The sequence below is a fragment of the Streptomyces sp. AcH 505 genome (genome assembly GCF_000818175.1).
In the GTDB taxonomy this organism is placed as follows: domain Bacteria; phylum Actinomycetota; class Actinomycetes; order Streptomycetales; family Streptomycetaceae; genus Streptomyces.
Genome location: NZ_JTIY01000001.1, coordinates 4,489,762 through 4,503,540, shown reverse-complemented (window position 1 = coordinate 4,503,540; position 13,779 = coordinate 4,489,762). Strand labels below are relative to the sequence as shown.

Here is a 13,779-nt window from a genome sequence, read left to right as displayed (position 1 = left end):
GCGGCGAGTAGCCGCGCCGCCCCTGGTGCGCTGCGTCGAGCAGCCGCCGGCGTCCGGGGGCGAGCCGCGAGCGGTCCGCCTCCGGCGCCCCGGACCGGAACTCTCGTACGGCGGTCAGATCATCCATGTCGGATCGCCTCCACGGCGTCGTTCAAGGGCAGGGGGTTGTCGCCGAGCGCCGTACGGACCTTGCGGCGGGCCCGGTTGAGGCGGGACCGGACGGTGCCGAGCGGGATGGAGAGCGCGTCGGCGATCTCCTGGTAGCTGAGATCCGCCCAGGCGATCAGCAGCAGCACGTGTCTGTCGCCGGGCGACAGCCCGGCCAGCGCGCCCGCGAGCGACGCCTGCGCCGACTGCGCGGTCACCCGGCTGTCGGCGCTGTCGGCCCAGGACTCGACGACGGGGTCAACTCCCGTACGGGCCAGCGCCCGCAGCGCGCGCACCTCGCCGCGGCGGTGCTTGCCGATGAGGTGGGCGGCTATCCCGTACAGCCAGGGCCGGGCGCTGCGCCGGGCCGTGTCGTAGCGCTGCCTGGCCCGGAAGGCGACGAGGAAGGTCTCGGCGGTCAGGTCGTCGGCGTGACTGTCGCCGAGGCGGCGCATCGCGTACCGGTGGATGTCGGCGGCGTACCGGTCGTAGACGATCCCGAACAGTTCGGGCTGCTCGACGGACTGGCTGATGATCGCCGCGTCGTCATCGGGTGGTCCGGTCACGGTGCCTCCGTGGTCGCTGCGGGGTGACGCCTTCACCCGCTGTTCCCCGATGAGGCGAAGTGGGTTCACGCAGCGGCGGCGCGCCTCAGCCCAGCCGGTTGCCCGCGCCCCTGCCGTCGGCGTGGTCGACGTCGTCCTCGGCGCGCGGCAGCGCCCGGTGCCCCTCGGAGTGGTGGTTGACCCAGCCGCAGACCCCGCAGCTGTAGCGGCCGTCGAGCCCGGCGATGAGCGTGCCGCACTGCCGGCACTCGGCGTAGGTGATCTCGGGGTCGGCGGTATTGACGGTATCGACGGGGCCTATGGCGTCCATCGGGTCGACGGAGTCCGGGGATGGCATGCTCACGGCCCAAACCTACCGCCGGGGGCGCGAGCCGTCCCCGGCCGATCCCTACGGAATCAACCGGCCGAGCATGGCGCGCGCGTAGTCCTCGTCGTACGCGCTGTCGGTGAGCAGCACCTGGAGGCAGATGCCGTCGAGCAGGGCGACCAGGGCCCGCGCTGTCGCGGGGTCGGTGCGCCGGGCCAGGATCTCGGAGACCCCGTCGGTCCACTCGGCGGCGACGGGCCGCAGCGCGGGGTTGCGCAGGGCGGCGAGATACAGCTCGTACTCCAGCTCCACGCCGGTACGGTCGCGGCCCAGCCACCGCCCGATCAGCCGGGCCAGCTGGCCCGCGAGGTCACCCTCGGGCCCGGCAAGAGCGTCACTCCCCCGTATCTCGGCGGCGAGCCCCTCGTTGGCCTGGCGCAGCGCGGCGACGAGCAGTTCGTCGAGGGAGGCGAAGTGGTACGTGGTGGAGCCGAGCGGTACGTCGGCCTCGGCGGCGACGGTCCGGTGGCTGAGCCCGGCGATCCCGCTGCGCCCGACGACACGAATCGCCGCATCGATGATCCGCTGCCGACGGTCGGGGTCATGACGCCGGGTCATGAGTGCGACCCGCCGAGGTTGAGCACGACGACCCCGACGATCACGAGCACGATCCCCGCGATCTTGACGAGGCTGGTCGACTCGTTGAGGAAGATCATCCCGATGAGCGCGATCACCGCGGTCCCTGACCCGGCCCAGATCGCGTAGGCGGTGCCGACGGACAGCGTCTTGAGGGTCTGCGCGAGCAGGGTGAACGCCAGCACGTACCCGGCGAGCGTGATCAGCGAGGGCCAGAGCCGGGTGAACCCGTCGCTGTACTTCATCGCGGTCGTCCCGGCCACCTCGGCGGCGATGGCGGCGGCGAGCAGTCCGTATCCCATGTGTACGAGTGTACGCATCGCTGTGTACACCCGTACACACCACTGTCCCGGCGGCCTCAGGCCAGGAACTGGCCTAGTTGACGCCTACCGTCGCTGCCTGCCGACCGACCGACACCAGCGAAAGGACCGCGACCGCGATGCCCGAGCAGACCAGCGCCGCGCCGACCGGCTACACCACCGTCGCGCCCTGGGTCGTCACCGACGACACGGGAGCCTTCCTCGACTTCGTCAGCCAGGCGTTCGGCGGCGAAGAGCTCGGCCGGGTGCCGACCGAGGACGGCCTGATCGGCCACGCCGAGATCCGCGTCGGCGACACCGTCGTCCTGGCCTTCGACCGCCACCCGACCTGGCCCCGCACCCCGAGCCTGCTGCGGGTCTTCGTGGCCGACGCGGACGAGACGTTCACCCGAGCCGTCGCCGCGGGCGGCCAGGTGGTCACGGCCCTGGCCGACGACGCCTTCGGCCGGCGCGGCGGGCGTATCAAGGACCCGTTCGGCAACATCTGGTGGGTGGTCAGCCACGTCGAGGACGTCTCGGAGGACGAGATGTGGCAGCGCCTCCAGGACCCGGCGTACGCCGAGACGATGCGGGTGGCCCAGGAAACCCTCGACGCCGAACTCAGCGGCGAACACGAAGGACGGAGCAGCGCCCCGGTCAGGCCCCGGTCAGTTGACCAGTGAGCTCTTCGGACTCAGCACGCAGAACTCATTTCCCTCAGGATCTTCGAGGACGACCCAGGTCGCCGATTCCCCCTGCCCGACATCGGCCCGCCGCGCACCGAGCGCGATGATCCGCGCGACCTCGGCGGCCTGGTCGTCGGGCGACAGATCGATATGCAGCCGGTTCTTGACGGCCTTGCGCTCACCCACCGGCACGAAGCAGATCCCGGGCAGCGCGGCAGCGTCCGCACCGATGACGATCTCGTCATCGGCCTCGAACACCACCTGCCAGTCCAGCACCCCGACCCAGAAGCGGGCGAGCGAGGGCAGATCGTGCGCGTCGATCACGAGCTGGTAGAAGGAGACACCCATACGCGACAGTCTGCCCGCAGCACAGAACGGCGACCACCGGAAGGCCGGCTCGCGGTCAGCCTTCCTCGCGTACGGGGGTTGCCGTCGCCCGGTGCGTTCGGTGACGCGGAAAGGCGCGGCGCGCCCCGTGTGGGGTGCGTCGCGCCTTTGGCACGGGCGGGGGTGGCGTCAGACGTTGAAGCCTAGCGCGCGGAGTTGTTCGCGGCCGTCGTCCGTGATTTTGTCCGGGCCCCACGGGGGCATCCAGACCCAGTTGATCTTGAGTTCGTTGACGATGCCCTCCGTCGCCGTCTGGGCCTGTTCCTCGATCACGTCCGTCAGCGGGCAGGCCGCCGACGTCAGTGTCATGTCCAGGGTGGCGATGTTGGACTCGTCGATGTGGATGCCGTAGATCAGGCCCAGGTTGACGACGTCGATGCCCAGTTCGGGGTCGACCACGTCGTACAGCGCCTCGCGGACCTCGTCCTCCGAGGCCGGCTTCATGGTCAGGGTCTCGTTCTCGCTCATGCGGTCTCCTTGTGCGCCGTGTCGGTGTCGCCCAGTGCCTGGGCCGTCGCGTCCTTCCACGCCATCCAGCTCAGCAGGGCGCACTTGACGCGTGCGGGGTACTTCGAGACGCCGGAGAACGCCACCGCGTCCTCCAGCAGCTCCTCCATCGCGTCGTCCGGCTCCAGCTGTCCCTTGGACTGCATCAGCTCCAGGAAGGCGCCCTGGATCTTCTGCGCCTCCGCCAGGTCCTTGCCGACCAGCAGGTCGTTCAGTACGGACGCGCTGGCCTGGCTGATCGAGCAGCCCTGGCCCTCGTACGAGACGTCCTCGATCCGCGACCCGTCGTACCGCACGCGCAGCGTGATCTCGTCACCACAGGTGGGGTTGACGTGGTGCACCTCGGCGTCGCCGTCCCGCAGACCGCGCCCGTGGGGGTGCTTGTAGTGGTCCAGGATGACGTCCTGGTACATCGAATCCAGCTTCACGTGTCAGTCCTTTGTCCGACGAGGTCTCATCCGAAGAAGTTGCGGACGTGCTCAAGACCGTCGACCAGCGCGTCGACCTCGCTCTGTGTCGAGTACAGATAGAACGACGCTCGCGTGGTCGCAGGAATTCCGTACCGCAGGCAGACCGGCCGCGCGCAGTGGTGGCCGACCCGGACCGCGATGCCCTGTTCGTCCAAGACCTGGCCCACGTCGTGCGGGTGGATGTCACCCAGCGTGAACGAGATCGTGGCGCCCCGGTCCTCGGCCGTCGTCGGGCCGATGATCCGCAGTCCCGGGATGTCCCGCAGCCGCTCCAGCGCGTACTCGGTGATCGCGTGTTCGTGCGCCGCGATCTTGTCCATGCCGATCGCCGAGAGGTAGTCCACGGCCGCGCCGAGGCCGACGGCCTGGGCGATCGGGGGCGTACCCGCCTCGAACTTGTGCGGCGCGGGGGCGTACGTGGACGAGTTCATCGTCACGGTCTCGATCATCTCGCCGCCGCCGAGGAACGGCGGCAGGTCGTCGAGCAGCTCCTGGCGGCCCCAGAGCACGCCGATGCCGGTGGGCCCGGTCATCTTGTGCCCGGTGAACGCCACGAAGTCGGCCTGGAGCGCCTGGACGTCCAGCAGCTGGTGCGGGGCGGCCTGCGAGGCGTCGATGCAGACCAGCGCGCCGACCTGCTGCGCGCGGCGGACGATCGCCTCGACCGGGTTCTGGGTGCCCAGGATGTTGGAGACCAGGACGAAGGAGACGATCTTCGTCTTCTCCGTGATGATCTCGTCGATGTTCGACAGGTCGAGCCGGCCGTCGTCGGTGATGCCGAACCACTTCAGCTTCGCGCCCGTGCGCTGCGCGAGCAGCTGCCACGGCACGATGTTGGAGTGGTGCTCCATCTCCGTGATGACGATCTCGGTCGAGTCGTCCACGCGGTACGGCTCGTCGGCCCAGCCCAGCATGTTGGCGACCAGGTTCAGCGACTCCGAGGCGTTCTTGGTGAAGATCACCTCGTCGCGGCTGGGCGCGTTGATGAAGGCCGCGACCTTGTCGCGGGCGCCCTCGTAGAGCGCCGTCGCCTCTTCGGCGATGGTGTACACCCCGCGGTGGACGTTCGCGTTGTGCTGCTCGTAGTAGTTGCTCAGGGCGTCGAGCACCTGACGCGGCTTCTGCGAGGTGGCCGCGGAGTCCAGGTAGACGAGCTTCTTGTCGTCGTGGATCACCCGGTCGAGGATCGGGAAGTCCTTGCGGATCGCCTCGTCGAGCAGGCGGTCCCGCACTGAGAGCAGATCCGGAAGTTGTGTCACGCGCTGACGCCTCCCTTCGCGTACGCCTCGTAGCCCTCGTTCTCCAGCTTGTCGGCCAGCTCGGCGCCGCCGGACTCGGCGATGCGGCCCTGCGCGAAGACATGGACGAAGTCGGGCTTGATGTAGCGCAGGATCCGCGTGTAGTGCGTGATCAGCAGGGTGCCGACCTCGCCGCTCTCGCGGACGCGGTTGACGCCCTCGGAGACGACACGCAGCGCGTCCACGTCGAGGCCCGAGTCGGTCTCGTCGAGGATCGCGATCTTCGGCTTGAGCAGTTCGAGCTGAAGGATCTCGTGGCGCTTCTTCTCGCCGCCGGAGAAGCCCTCGTTGAGATTGCGCTCGGCGAAGGACGGGTCCATCTGGAGGCGCTCCATGGTTTCCCTGACCTCCTTCACCCACGTCCGCAGCTTGGGGGCCTCGCCGCGTACGGCGGTCGCCGAGGTGCGCAGGAAGTTGGAGACGGAGACGCCGGGGACCTCGACGGGGTACTGCATCGCGAGGAACAGCCCCGCGCGCGCCCGCTCGTCCACGGTCATCGCCAGGACGTCCTCGCCGTCCAGCGTCACGACGCCACCCGTGATCGTGTACTTGGGGTGGCCGGCGAGGGAGTACGCGAGGGTCGACTTGCCCGAGCCGTTGGGGCCCATGATGGCGTGGGTCTCGCCCTGCTTGACGATCAGGTCGACGCCCTTGAGGATCTCGCGGGGGCCGTTCTCCGTGTCGACGGTGACGTGCAGGTCGTTGATTTCAAGGGTTGCCATGGGTGACTCAGGACTCCTGGGTGACGGAGACGAGCACATCGTCCCCTTGGATCTGTACGGGGTATACGGGGACGGGGCGCGTCGCGGGGAGGCTCGACGGCTTTCCGGTACGCAGGTCGAAGCTGGAGCCGTGCAGCCAGCACTCGATCATGCAGTCCTCCACCTCGCCCTCCGAGAGCGACACGTTCGCGTGCGAGCAGATGTCGTTGATCGCGAACACCTCGCCCTCGGTACGGACGACGGCGACGGGCGTGCCGTCGAGTTCCACCCGGGTCGGGGTGTCCTCTTCCAGCTCGCCCAGACCGCAGACACGGACAAAGGCCATCAGACCGTTGCCTCCAGCTCCTTCTCGATCGACGCGAGCAGCCGCTCCTCGACGTCGGGAAGGCCGATGTGCTGGACCAGCTCGGCGAAGAAGCCGCGCACGACCAGGCGGCGCGCCTCGGTCTCCGGGATGCCGCGCGCCATCAGGTAGAAGAGCTGCTCGTCGTCGAACCGGCCGGTCGCCGACGCGTGTCCGGCGCCGGCGATCTCGCCGGTCTCGATCTCCAGGTTCGGCACGGAGTCGACCCGCGCGCCGTCCGTGAGGACGAGGTTGCGGTTCATCTCGTAGGTGTCGGTGCCCTCGGCCGAGGCCCGGATGAGGACGTCACCGATCCATACGGCGTGCGCGTCCGCGCCCTGGAGCGCGCCCTTGTAGGCCACGTTCGACTTGCAGTGCGGGGCGTTGTGGTCGACGAACAGCCGGTGTTCCTGGTGCTGGCCCTTGTCGGTGAAGTACAGGCCGAACAGCTCGGCCTCGCCGCCGGGTCCCGCGTACTGGACGCGCGGGTGGAGCCGTACCAGGTCGCCGCCGAAGGTGACGATGATCGACTTGAACGAGGCGTCCCTGCCGACCAGCGCGTTGTGCTGGGCGACGTGGACGGCCTTGTCGTCCCAGTCCTGGACGGAGACGACGGTCAGCTTGGCGCCGTCGCCCACGAGGTACTCGACGTTGCCGGCGAGCGTGGCGTCGCCGGTGTGGTCGATGACCACGACCGCCTCGGCGAAGGCGCCGAGCTCCACGATCTGGTGGGCGTAGCCGACCCCGCCGGCGCCGTGCACGGCGATCCTGACCGGCTCGGTCAGCACGGTCTCCTTCGGTACGGAGACGACCGACGCCTTCTCGAACGAGGAGAACGCCTGCGCGGCCACCCGGTCCGCCGGGGTGCCGGCCTTGCCGACCCGCGGGTCGTCGCGGCCCACGGTCTCCACGACGACGCCTTCGGGGGCCGTCACCTCGACCGTGAGGGCCGAGCCTGTCGCGTCCGCCGTGCCGTCGTGCAGCCCGCGCAGCCGCTCCAGCGGCGTGAACCGCCACTCCTCCTCACGGCCGTGCGGGACGGGGAAGTCCGCCACGTCGTAGGAGGGGGGCGCGCTCGTGCGCGTGGCGACGGTCGACTCGGCGGCCACCGCGATCGAACCGGCAGTGGTGGAACCCGCCGGAATGTTCTGAGCCTCAGCCATGGCTGTCGTCGTGCTCTCTCTCTGCCTCTGGGGAAAGGGAATCGGTTGGCGCCGCGGGCACGGGGGCGGGTGGCGCGGGGGCGGTGGCTGAGGTCAGCCGACCGAGCCTTCCATCTGCAGCTCGATCAGCCGGTTGAGCTCCAGGGCGTACTCCATGGGCAGCTCCTTGGCGATCGGCTCGACGAAGCCGCGCACGATCATCGCCATCGCCTCGAACTCCGTCATGCCCCGGCTCATCAGGTAGAAGAGCTGGTCCTCGGAGACCTTGGAGACGGTCGCCTCGTGGCCCATCGACACGTCGTCCTCGCGCACGTCCACGTACGGGTACGTGTCGGAGCGGGAGATCGTGTCGACCAGCAGCGCGTCACAGAGCACGTTGGACTTGGAGCCCGCGGCGCCCTCGCCGATCTCGATCAGTCCCCGGTAGGACGTACGGCCGCCACCGCGCGCCACCGACTTGGAGACGATGTTCGACGAGGTGTTCGGGGCCATGTGGACCATCTTGGCGCCGGCGTCCTGGTGCTGGCCCTCGCCCGCGAAGGCGATGGACAGCGTCTCACCCTTGGCGTGCTCGCCCATCAGGTAGACGGCCGGGTACTTCATGGTGACCTTGGAGCCGATGTTGCCGTCGACCCACTCCATGGTCGCGCCCTCGTACGCCACGGCGCGCTTGGTGACCAGGTTGTAGACGTTGTTCGACCAGTTCTGGATGGTCGTGTAGCGGCAGCGGCCGCCCTTCTTGACGATGATCTCGACCACGGCGCTGTGCAGCGAGTCCGAGGAGTAGATCGGGGCGGTGCAGCCTTCGACGTAGTGGACGTAGGCGTCCTCGTCGACGATGATCAGCGTCCGCTCGAACTGGCCCATGTTCTCCGTGTTGATACGGAAGTAGGCCTGGAGCGGGATGTCGACGTGCACACCCTTCGGCACGTAGATGAAGGAGCCGCCGGACCACACGGCCGAGTTCAGCGACGCGAACTTGTTGTCGCCGACCGGGATGACCGTGCCGAAGTACTCCTCGAACAGCTCCGGGTTCTCACGCAGCGCCGTGTCGGTGTCCTTGAAGATGACGCCCTGCTCCTCCAGGTCCTCGCGGATCTGGTGGTAGACGACCTCGGACTCGTACTGGGCGGCGACGCCGGCCACGAGGCGCTGCTTCTCCGCCTCGGGGATGCCGAGCTTGTCGTACGTGTTCTTGATGTCCTCCGGCAGGTCCTCCCAGGACTCGGCCTGCTTCTCGGTGGACCGCACGAAGTACTTGATGTTGTCGAAGTGGATGCCCGACAGGTCGGAGCCCCAGTTCGGCATGGGCTTCTTGCCGAAGAGCTTGAGGCCCTTCAGCCGCAGCTTCAGCATCCACTCCGGCTCGTTCTTCTTCTGCGAGATGTCGCGGACGACAGCTTCGGAGAGTCCGCGCTTGGCGGCGGCGCCGGCGGCGTCGGAGTCGGCCCAGCCGAATTCGTACGTACCCAGACCGTCGAGCTCAGGATGGGCGGTCTCTGTGGGGAGCGTCATGCGGGGTTCCTCCCGGCTGTGCTTTCAGTTGCGTGATCGGTGGTCTGTGGGGTGGAGCGGGGAATGAAGGTCGTGCAGACCCCGTCGCCGTGGGCGATGGTGGCCAGTCGCTGCACATGCGTACCGAGAAGCTCGGAAAAGAATTCCGTCTCGGCCTCGCAGAGCTGCGGGAACTTCTCGGCGACATGGGCCACCGGGCAGTGGTGCTGGCAGAGCTGCTCGCCCTGGCTGTTCGGCGCGGAGCGCGCCGCGGCAGCGTACCCGTCGGTGCTCAGCGCCTTGGCGAGCGCCTCGGTACGCCGGTCGGGCGCGGCGGCCTCGACCGCCGCGCGGTACGCCTCGGCCTGGCCGGCGATCCGGGCACGGGCGAAGGCGGCCACGGCCGCCTCGCCCTGTTCCCCGCCGCCGGCCGCCTGCGCGATCCAGTGCAGCGCCTCGGCTGCCAGCTTGTCGTACGACTGGTCGAAGGCGTCCCTGCCGCAGTCGGTCAGGGCGAACGCCTTGGCCGGCCTGCCGCGGCCGCGCGAGCCGTAGACGCGCTGTTCGCGCGGTTCCACGACGTTGTCGGCCGCGAGCGCGTCGAGATGACGGCGGACGGCCGCCTGGGTGAGCCCGAGGCGCCCCGCCAGATCGGAGACGGTGGACGGGCCGTGGTCCAGGATGGAGCGCGCGACACGGTTGCGAGTGGAGTGCTCACCGGTCGCGAGTTCCTCCTGGGGAGCCTCGCCAACGTATTTCACAACGCCATTGTTGCGTAATTCCCTCGGCCCTGACAACCGCGACCCGGCCCGACGTGAGGTGCGCTGTATCACTTAGGGTTACCTAATTCGCACCCGTACTGCCCGGTGGGAGCGGCTTTGCCGCCCGCCCGGAGCCGCTCCGGCGCCCGGTTGAAGCGGCTTTCGGCCCCGCGGGTCCCGCCCCCCGAAAGGCTGCCTAGACTTCCCGGCATGCGCAGCGTCAACCCGGGTGGCTCACTGCCCGACAGCGGTTCAGCCGCGGGCCGGGCCTCCGGAGACCCCGTCGTCGAGGTTCGCGGACTGGTCAAACGGTACGGCGACAAGACGGCGGTGAACGGCCTGGACCTGCTGGTACGGGCCGGCACCGTCACCGCCGTCCTCGGTCCCAACGGGGCCGGCAAGACGACCACGGTCGAGACCTGCGAGGGCTACCGCAGACCCGACGCGGGCACGGTACGGGTGCTGGGCCTCGACCCGGTGACGGAAGCGGCGGCCCTGCGGCCGCGTATCGGCGTGATGCTCCAGTCCGGCGGCGTGTACTCGGGAGCCCGCGCCGAGGAAATGCTCCGCCACATGGCGCGACTGCACGCCCGTCCGCTGGACGTGGACGCCCTCATCGAGCGGCTGGGCCTCGACAGCTGCGGCCGTACGACGTACCGCAGGCTCTCCGGCGGCCAGCAGCAGCGGCTCGCGCTGGCGCTCGCCGTCGTCGGCCGCCCCGAACTGGTCTTCCTCGACGAGCCGACGGCGGGACTCGACCCGCAGGCCCGGCGCGCCACCTGGGAGCTGGTGCGCGAGCTGCGGGCCGACGGCGTCGGTGTCGTACTGACCACGCACTTCATGGACGAGGCCGAGCAGCTGGCCGACGACGTCGTGATCATCGACGCGGGCCGGGCCGTCGCCCAGGGCAGCCCCGAGACGCTGTGCCGCGGCGGCGCCGAGAACACCCTGCGCTTCACCGGCCGCCCCGGGCTGGACCTCGGCTCGCTGCTGAAGGCGCTGCCCGACGGCTCGGCCGCCGACGAGCTCAGCTCCGGCGTCTACCGGATCAGCGGCACGATCGATCCGCAGCTGCTGGCCACGGTCACCTCCTGGTGCGCGCAGCACGGGGTGATGGCCGCCGGGATCTCCGTCGAGCGGCACACGCTGGAGGACGTCTTCCTCGAACTGACCGGCAAGGAGCTGCGCTGATGAGCACGGGTACCACCACGGCGGGCGGTACGGGAACGTACGCCCCCGCGCCCGGCGCGGCCCCGCTCGGCCGCATGATCGGCGCGCAGACGCTCTTCGAGACGAAGCTGCTGCTGCGCAACGGCGAGCAGCTGCTGCTGACCGTGATCATCCCTTCGCTGCTGCTGGTCCTCTTCTCGACGGTCGACATCATCGACACCGGCGCGGCGAAGTCGGTGGACTTCCTGGCGCCCGGCATCCTCGCGCTCGCCGTGCTGTCCACGGCGTTCACCGGGCAGGCCATCGCCACCGGTTTCGAGCGCCGTTACGGGGTGCTGAAGCGGCTCGCCGTCTCGCCGCTCCCCCGGTGGGGCCTGATGACGGCGAAGACGCTCGCCGTCCTGGTCACCGAGGTGCTTCAGGTGGTGCTGCTCGCGGTCATCGCGCTGCTGCTCGGCTGGTCGCCGCACGGCAATCCGCTCGCCGTCCTGCTGCTGCTCGTCCTCGGCACCGCCACGTTCTCCGGGCTCGGTCTGCTGATGGCGGGCACGCTCAGGGCCGAGGCGACGCTGGCCGCGGCGAACCTGGTCTTCCTGCTGCTCCTGGTGGGCGGCGGGGTGATCGTGCCGCTGGACAAGTTTCCCGAGGGGGCGCGGGCGGTGCTGGACCTGCTGCCGATCTCCGCGCTCTCCGACGGGCTGCGGGACGTCCTGCAGCACGGGGCTGCGATGCCGTGGGGCGACCTCGGGATCCTCGCCGTGTGGGCCGCCGTGGGACTCGGCGCCGCTGCCACGTTCTTCCGCTGGGAGTGAGCGGGCACGGACGGCCGGGAGTGAGCGGGTGACGGTGGCCCGGGGACCCCTCGTGAAAAGCTGCACAAGCTCGCGCCTACGATAGTTGCCGTGTTGACCCCCCTCGCCTATATCGCCCAGCGGTGGACGCCTTCGCCCCGTACGCTCCAGCGCGCCGCGCTCGCCGCCGTACTGATGTCGGTGGCCATCATCGTCACCGGCGGCGCCGTCCGGCTGACCAGCTCGGGACTCGGCTGCGACACCTGGCCCAAGTGCACGGACAACAGCCTGGTCGCCACGCCCGAGCAGGGGATCCACGGCGCGATCGAGTTCAGCAACCGGATGCTGACGTACGTCCTGTCGGCGGCCGTCGGCTGGGCGATCATCGCCGCGCGGGCGGCCAAGCCCCGGCGGCGCCCGCTCACCCGGCTCGCCTGGTCGCAGTTCTGGCTGGTGATGAGCAACGCCGTGCTCGGCGGCATCACCGTCCTGGCAGGCCTCAACCCGTGGACCGTGGCGGGCCATCTCCTCGCCGCCCTCGGACTGTTGACCGTCGCGACGCTGACCTGGCTGCGCACCCGTGAGGGCGACGGCGCACCGCGGCCGCGCGTGCCGCGCCCGCTGTTCCGGCTCTGCTCGGTGCTGCTGGTCGCCACCGCGCTCCTGATGGCGGCGGGCACGATCGTGACGGGCACGGGACCGCACGCGGGCGACAGCAGCGATGTGCCGCGGATGCCCTTCGACTGGGTGGCCACGGTCCATCTGCACGAGGTGCTGGCGTTCGTGGTCGTGGCGCTGGCCGCCGCGATGTGGGTAGGGCTGCGGGTCGTCGACGCCCCGCTCGACACCCGCAAGATCGCCCGCAACCTGGTGCTGGTGCTGCTCGCCCAGGGGGTCATCGGGTACGTGCAGTATCTGACCGATCTGCCCGAAGTCCTGGTCGGCGTGCATATGTTCGGCCTGGCCCTGGTGTGGATCGGCACGCTGCGGATGCGGATGTGTCTGCGCGAGCGCCCGGTGACCACGGCCGAGATCCCCGCGCAGGCGGACGCCGCGCTGTCACCCGCCGTCTGAGGGACCGCCGCCCGGCTGTCCCGCGTCCGGCAGCTGGTAGACCCGGCGGGCGTTGCCCGACGCGATCATCTCGGCGACACGCTGCGCGTCGCCGATCGCCCACGCGCCGTCGGCGACCCAGCCGCCCAGCACCCGCGCGAGGGCTTCCCTGAACACCCGGGCCCCGACGACGTGCAGTTCGGGCAGCCCGCGCGCGCCGCTGGAGAACAGCAGCTTCCCGAACGGCGCGAGTTCCAGGACCTCCGCGAGCACGGCCGCGGCGCCCGCTCCGGTGTGCGCGAGTACGGGGCCCAGATCCGCGTACACGTGCGGGAAGACCCCGGTCAGCTGCGCCGCCTGACGGTGGTGCGGATACGCGCCGAGCAGCACCAGATCGGTGCCGAGCCCCTCCGTCGCCTCGGCGAAGTCCCGGAGCAGGACCGGCTCGCAGGAGCCGACGCGCAGTTGCAGCGGCAGTCCTGACGCGACGGCCGTCCACAGCAGATGCCGCAGCAGTACGGGGTCGGTGACCGCGTCACCCGCCGAGCGCGCGGCGAGCCAGCGGCCCGCCGCGCCTCTGACCTCGCCTGGCCCCGGCGGCTGCGGGGCCAGGGCGCCGCCGTGGCCGAGGCCGGTGACGGAGATGAAGGCGACTGCCGAAGCGGCTGCGGCGTGCACGGCCTCGGCGAGGTTGGCGAGCAGCGCATCGACGGACCCCGAGGTGTCGGCGATCTGCTGGGCCAGCGGTTCGAGCCGGACGATCTCCCGGGCGTCGGCGCCGCCCGCCACGGCCATCTCGGCGGGCCCGGTCAGATCACCGGGCAGCCCGGTGTCCACGAGATAGGTGGAGATCCCCGTCCCGCGCAGCAGCAGCCTGCCCGCCTCGGCGGCGCCCAGCTCCCGGCGGCGGGCCAGATAGCGGGCCGGCGCGCAGTGCGGCTCAAGGCCGAGGAGCGGTGGGCACCAGCGCCGTACGGCG

At 70.2% G+C, this 13,779-nt stretch carries 18 protein-coding genes; 4 read left to right on the top strand and 14 right to left on the bottom strand.

The annotated features are described in order from the left end of the window. Positions 1 to 119 precede the first annotated feature (119 nt). The 4 genes from HY68_RS20600 to HY68_RS20585 all read right to left on the bottom strand — a co-directional run bounded on the left by HY68_RS20600 (position 120) and on the right by HY68_RS20585 (position 1,958). Positions 120 to 713, bottom strand: a complete 594-nt coding sequence (locus HY68_RS20600) for an RNA polymerase sigma factor (protein WP_041996699.1) — start codon at positions 711 to 713, stop codon at positions 120 to 122. An 85-nt stretch (positions 714 to 798) separates the two neighbouring features. Continuing rightward, the gene (locus HY68_RS20595; protein ID WP_041990978.1) at positions 799 to 1,023 is read right to left on the bottom strand and encodes a hypothetical protein; all 225 of its coding nucleotides are present in this window, start codon (positions 1,021 to 1,023) and stop codon (positions 799 to 801) included. A gap of 78 nt (positions 1,024 to 1,101) precedes the next feature. Next, positions 1,102 to 1,638, bottom strand: a complete 537-nt coding sequence (locus tag HY68_RS20590; protein ID WP_041990976.1) for a TetR family transcriptional regulator — start codon at positions 1,636 to 1,638, stop codon at positions 1,102 to 1,104. Beyond that, entirely contained in the window at positions 1,635 to 1,958 is a 324-nt protein-coding gene (locus HY68_RS20585; RefSeq protein ID WP_041996696.1) for a multidrug efflux SMR transporter, read from the bottom strand. The genes HY68_RS20590 and HY68_RS20585 overlap by 4 nt, the downstream gene beginning before the upstream one ends. 137 nt (positions 1,959 to 2,095) lie before the next feature. Between HY68_RS20585 and HY68_RS20580 the strand changes: the two genes are divergently transcribed. Continuing rightward, on the top strand, positions 2,096 to 2,638 hold the full coding sequence (locus HY68_RS20580) for a VOC family protein (RefSeq protein ID WP_041990974.1): 543 nt from the start codon (positions 2,096 to 2,098) through the stop codon (positions 2,636 to 2,638). Here the strand turns inward: HY68_RS20580 and HY68_RS20575 are convergent. The 9 genes from HY68_RS20575 to HY68_RS20535 all read right to left on the bottom strand — a co-directional run bounded on the left by HY68_RS20575 (position 2,624) and on the right by HY68_RS20535 (position 9,786). After that, positions 2,624 to 2,989 (bottom strand): VOC family protein, encoded by a 366-nt coding sequence (locus HY68_RS20575; RefSeq protein WP_041990973.1) that lies wholly within the window; start codon positions 2,987 to 2,989, stop codon positions 2,624 to 2,626. The genes HY68_RS20580 and HY68_RS20575 overlap by 15 nt on opposite strands. A 168-nt stretch (positions 2,990 to 3,157) precedes the next feature. After that, positions 3,158 to 3,496 carry a metal-sulfur cluster assembly factor gene (locus tag HY68_RS20570; protein WP_041990971.1) on the bottom strand — a complete coding sequence of 113 codons (339 nt, stop codon included), beginning with the start codon at positions 3,494 to 3,496 and terminating at the stop codon, positions 3,158 to 3,160. Further along, positions 3,493 to 3,963, bottom strand: coding sequence for a Fe-S cluster assembly sulfur transfer protein SufU (gene sufU / locus HY68_RS20565; RefSeq protein WP_041990969.1), 471 nt, complete (start codon positions 3,961 to 3,963; stop codon positions 3,493 to 3,495). The genes HY68_RS20570 and sufU overlap by 4 nt, the downstream gene beginning before the upstream one ends. Positions 3,964 to 3,989: 26 nt before the next feature. Then, positions 3,990 to 5,246, bottom strand: coding sequence for a cysteine desulfurase (locus HY68_RS20560; protein WP_107070201.1), 1,257 nt, complete (start codon positions 5,244 to 5,246; stop codon positions 3,990 to 3,992). A 14-nt stretch (positions 5,247 to 5,260) separates the two neighbouring features. Next, positions 5,261 to 6,025: a Fe-S cluster assembly ATPase SufC gene (gene sufC / locus HY68_RS20555; RefSeq protein WP_041990965.1), complete on the bottom strand. Its 765-nt coding sequence runs from the start codon at positions 6,023 to 6,025 to the stop codon at positions 5,261 to 5,263. Between the two features lie 7 nt (positions 6,026 to 6,032). After that, the gene (locus HY68_RS20550) at positions 6,033 to 6,350 is read right to left on the bottom strand and encodes a bifunctional 3-phenylpropionate/cinnamic acid dioxygenase ferredoxin subunit (protein WP_041990963.1); all 318 of its coding nucleotides are present in this window, start codon (positions 6,348 to 6,350) and stop codon (positions 6,033 to 6,035) included. After that, on the bottom strand, positions 6,350 to 7,531 hold the full coding sequence (gene sufD, locus HY68_RS20545) for a Fe-S cluster assembly protein SufD (RefSeq protein WP_041990960.1): 1,182 nt from the start codon (positions 7,529 to 7,531) through the stop codon (positions 6,350 to 6,352). Before sufD ends, HY68_RS20550 begins: the two co-directional genes overlap by 1 nt. A 93-nt stretch (positions 7,532 to 7,624) precedes the next feature. Then, positions 7,625 to 9,046 carry a Fe-S cluster assembly protein SufB gene (sufB, locus tag HY68_RS20540; protein ID WP_041990958.1) on the bottom strand — a complete coding sequence of 474 codons (1,422 nt, stop codon included), beginning with the start codon at positions 9,044 to 9,046 and terminating at the stop codon, positions 7,625 to 7,627. Beyond that, positions 9,043 to 9,786: an ArsR family transcriptional regulator gene (locus HY68_RS20535; protein WP_041990956.1), complete on the bottom strand. Its 744-nt coding sequence runs from the start codon at positions 9,784 to 9,786 to the stop codon at positions 9,043 to 9,045. The genes sufB and HY68_RS20535 overlap by 4 nt, the downstream gene beginning before the upstream one ends. A gap of 210 nt (positions 9,787 to 9,996) precedes the next feature. On the opposite strand from HY68_RS20535, the gene HY68_RS20530 reads away from it, so the two are divergent. The 3 genes from HY68_RS20530 to HY68_RS20520 are packed head-to-tail and all read left to right on the top strand — an operon-like array spanning position 9,997 to position 12,821. Then, positions 9,997 to 10,977, top strand: coding sequence for an ABC transporter ATP-binding protein (locus HY68_RS20530; protein WP_041990954.1), 981 nt, complete (start codon positions 9,997 to 9,999; stop codon positions 10,975 to 10,977). After that, positions 10,977 to 11,768, top strand: coding sequence for an ABC transporter permease (locus HY68_RS20525; protein WP_041990952.1), 792 nt, complete (start codon positions 10,977 to 10,979; stop codon positions 11,766 to 11,768). The genes HY68_RS20530 and HY68_RS20525 overlap by 1 nt, the downstream gene beginning before the upstream one ends. 60 nt (positions 11,769 to 11,828) lie before the next feature. Then, positions 11,829 to 12,821: a COX15/CtaA family protein gene (locus tag HY68_RS20520; protein ID WP_198533424.1), complete on the top strand. Its 993-nt coding sequence runs from the start codon at positions 11,829 to 11,831 to the stop codon at positions 12,819 to 12,821. Here HY68_RS20520 and HY68_RS20515 read toward each other — a convergent pair. Further along, a partial coding sequence (locus tag HY68_RS20515) for an amidohydrolase (protein WP_041990948.1) occupies positions 12,807 to 13,779 on the bottom strand: 973 nt, incomplete at its 5' end. The two genes, HY68_RS20520 and HY68_RS20515, sit on opposite strands and share 15 nt — an antisense overlap.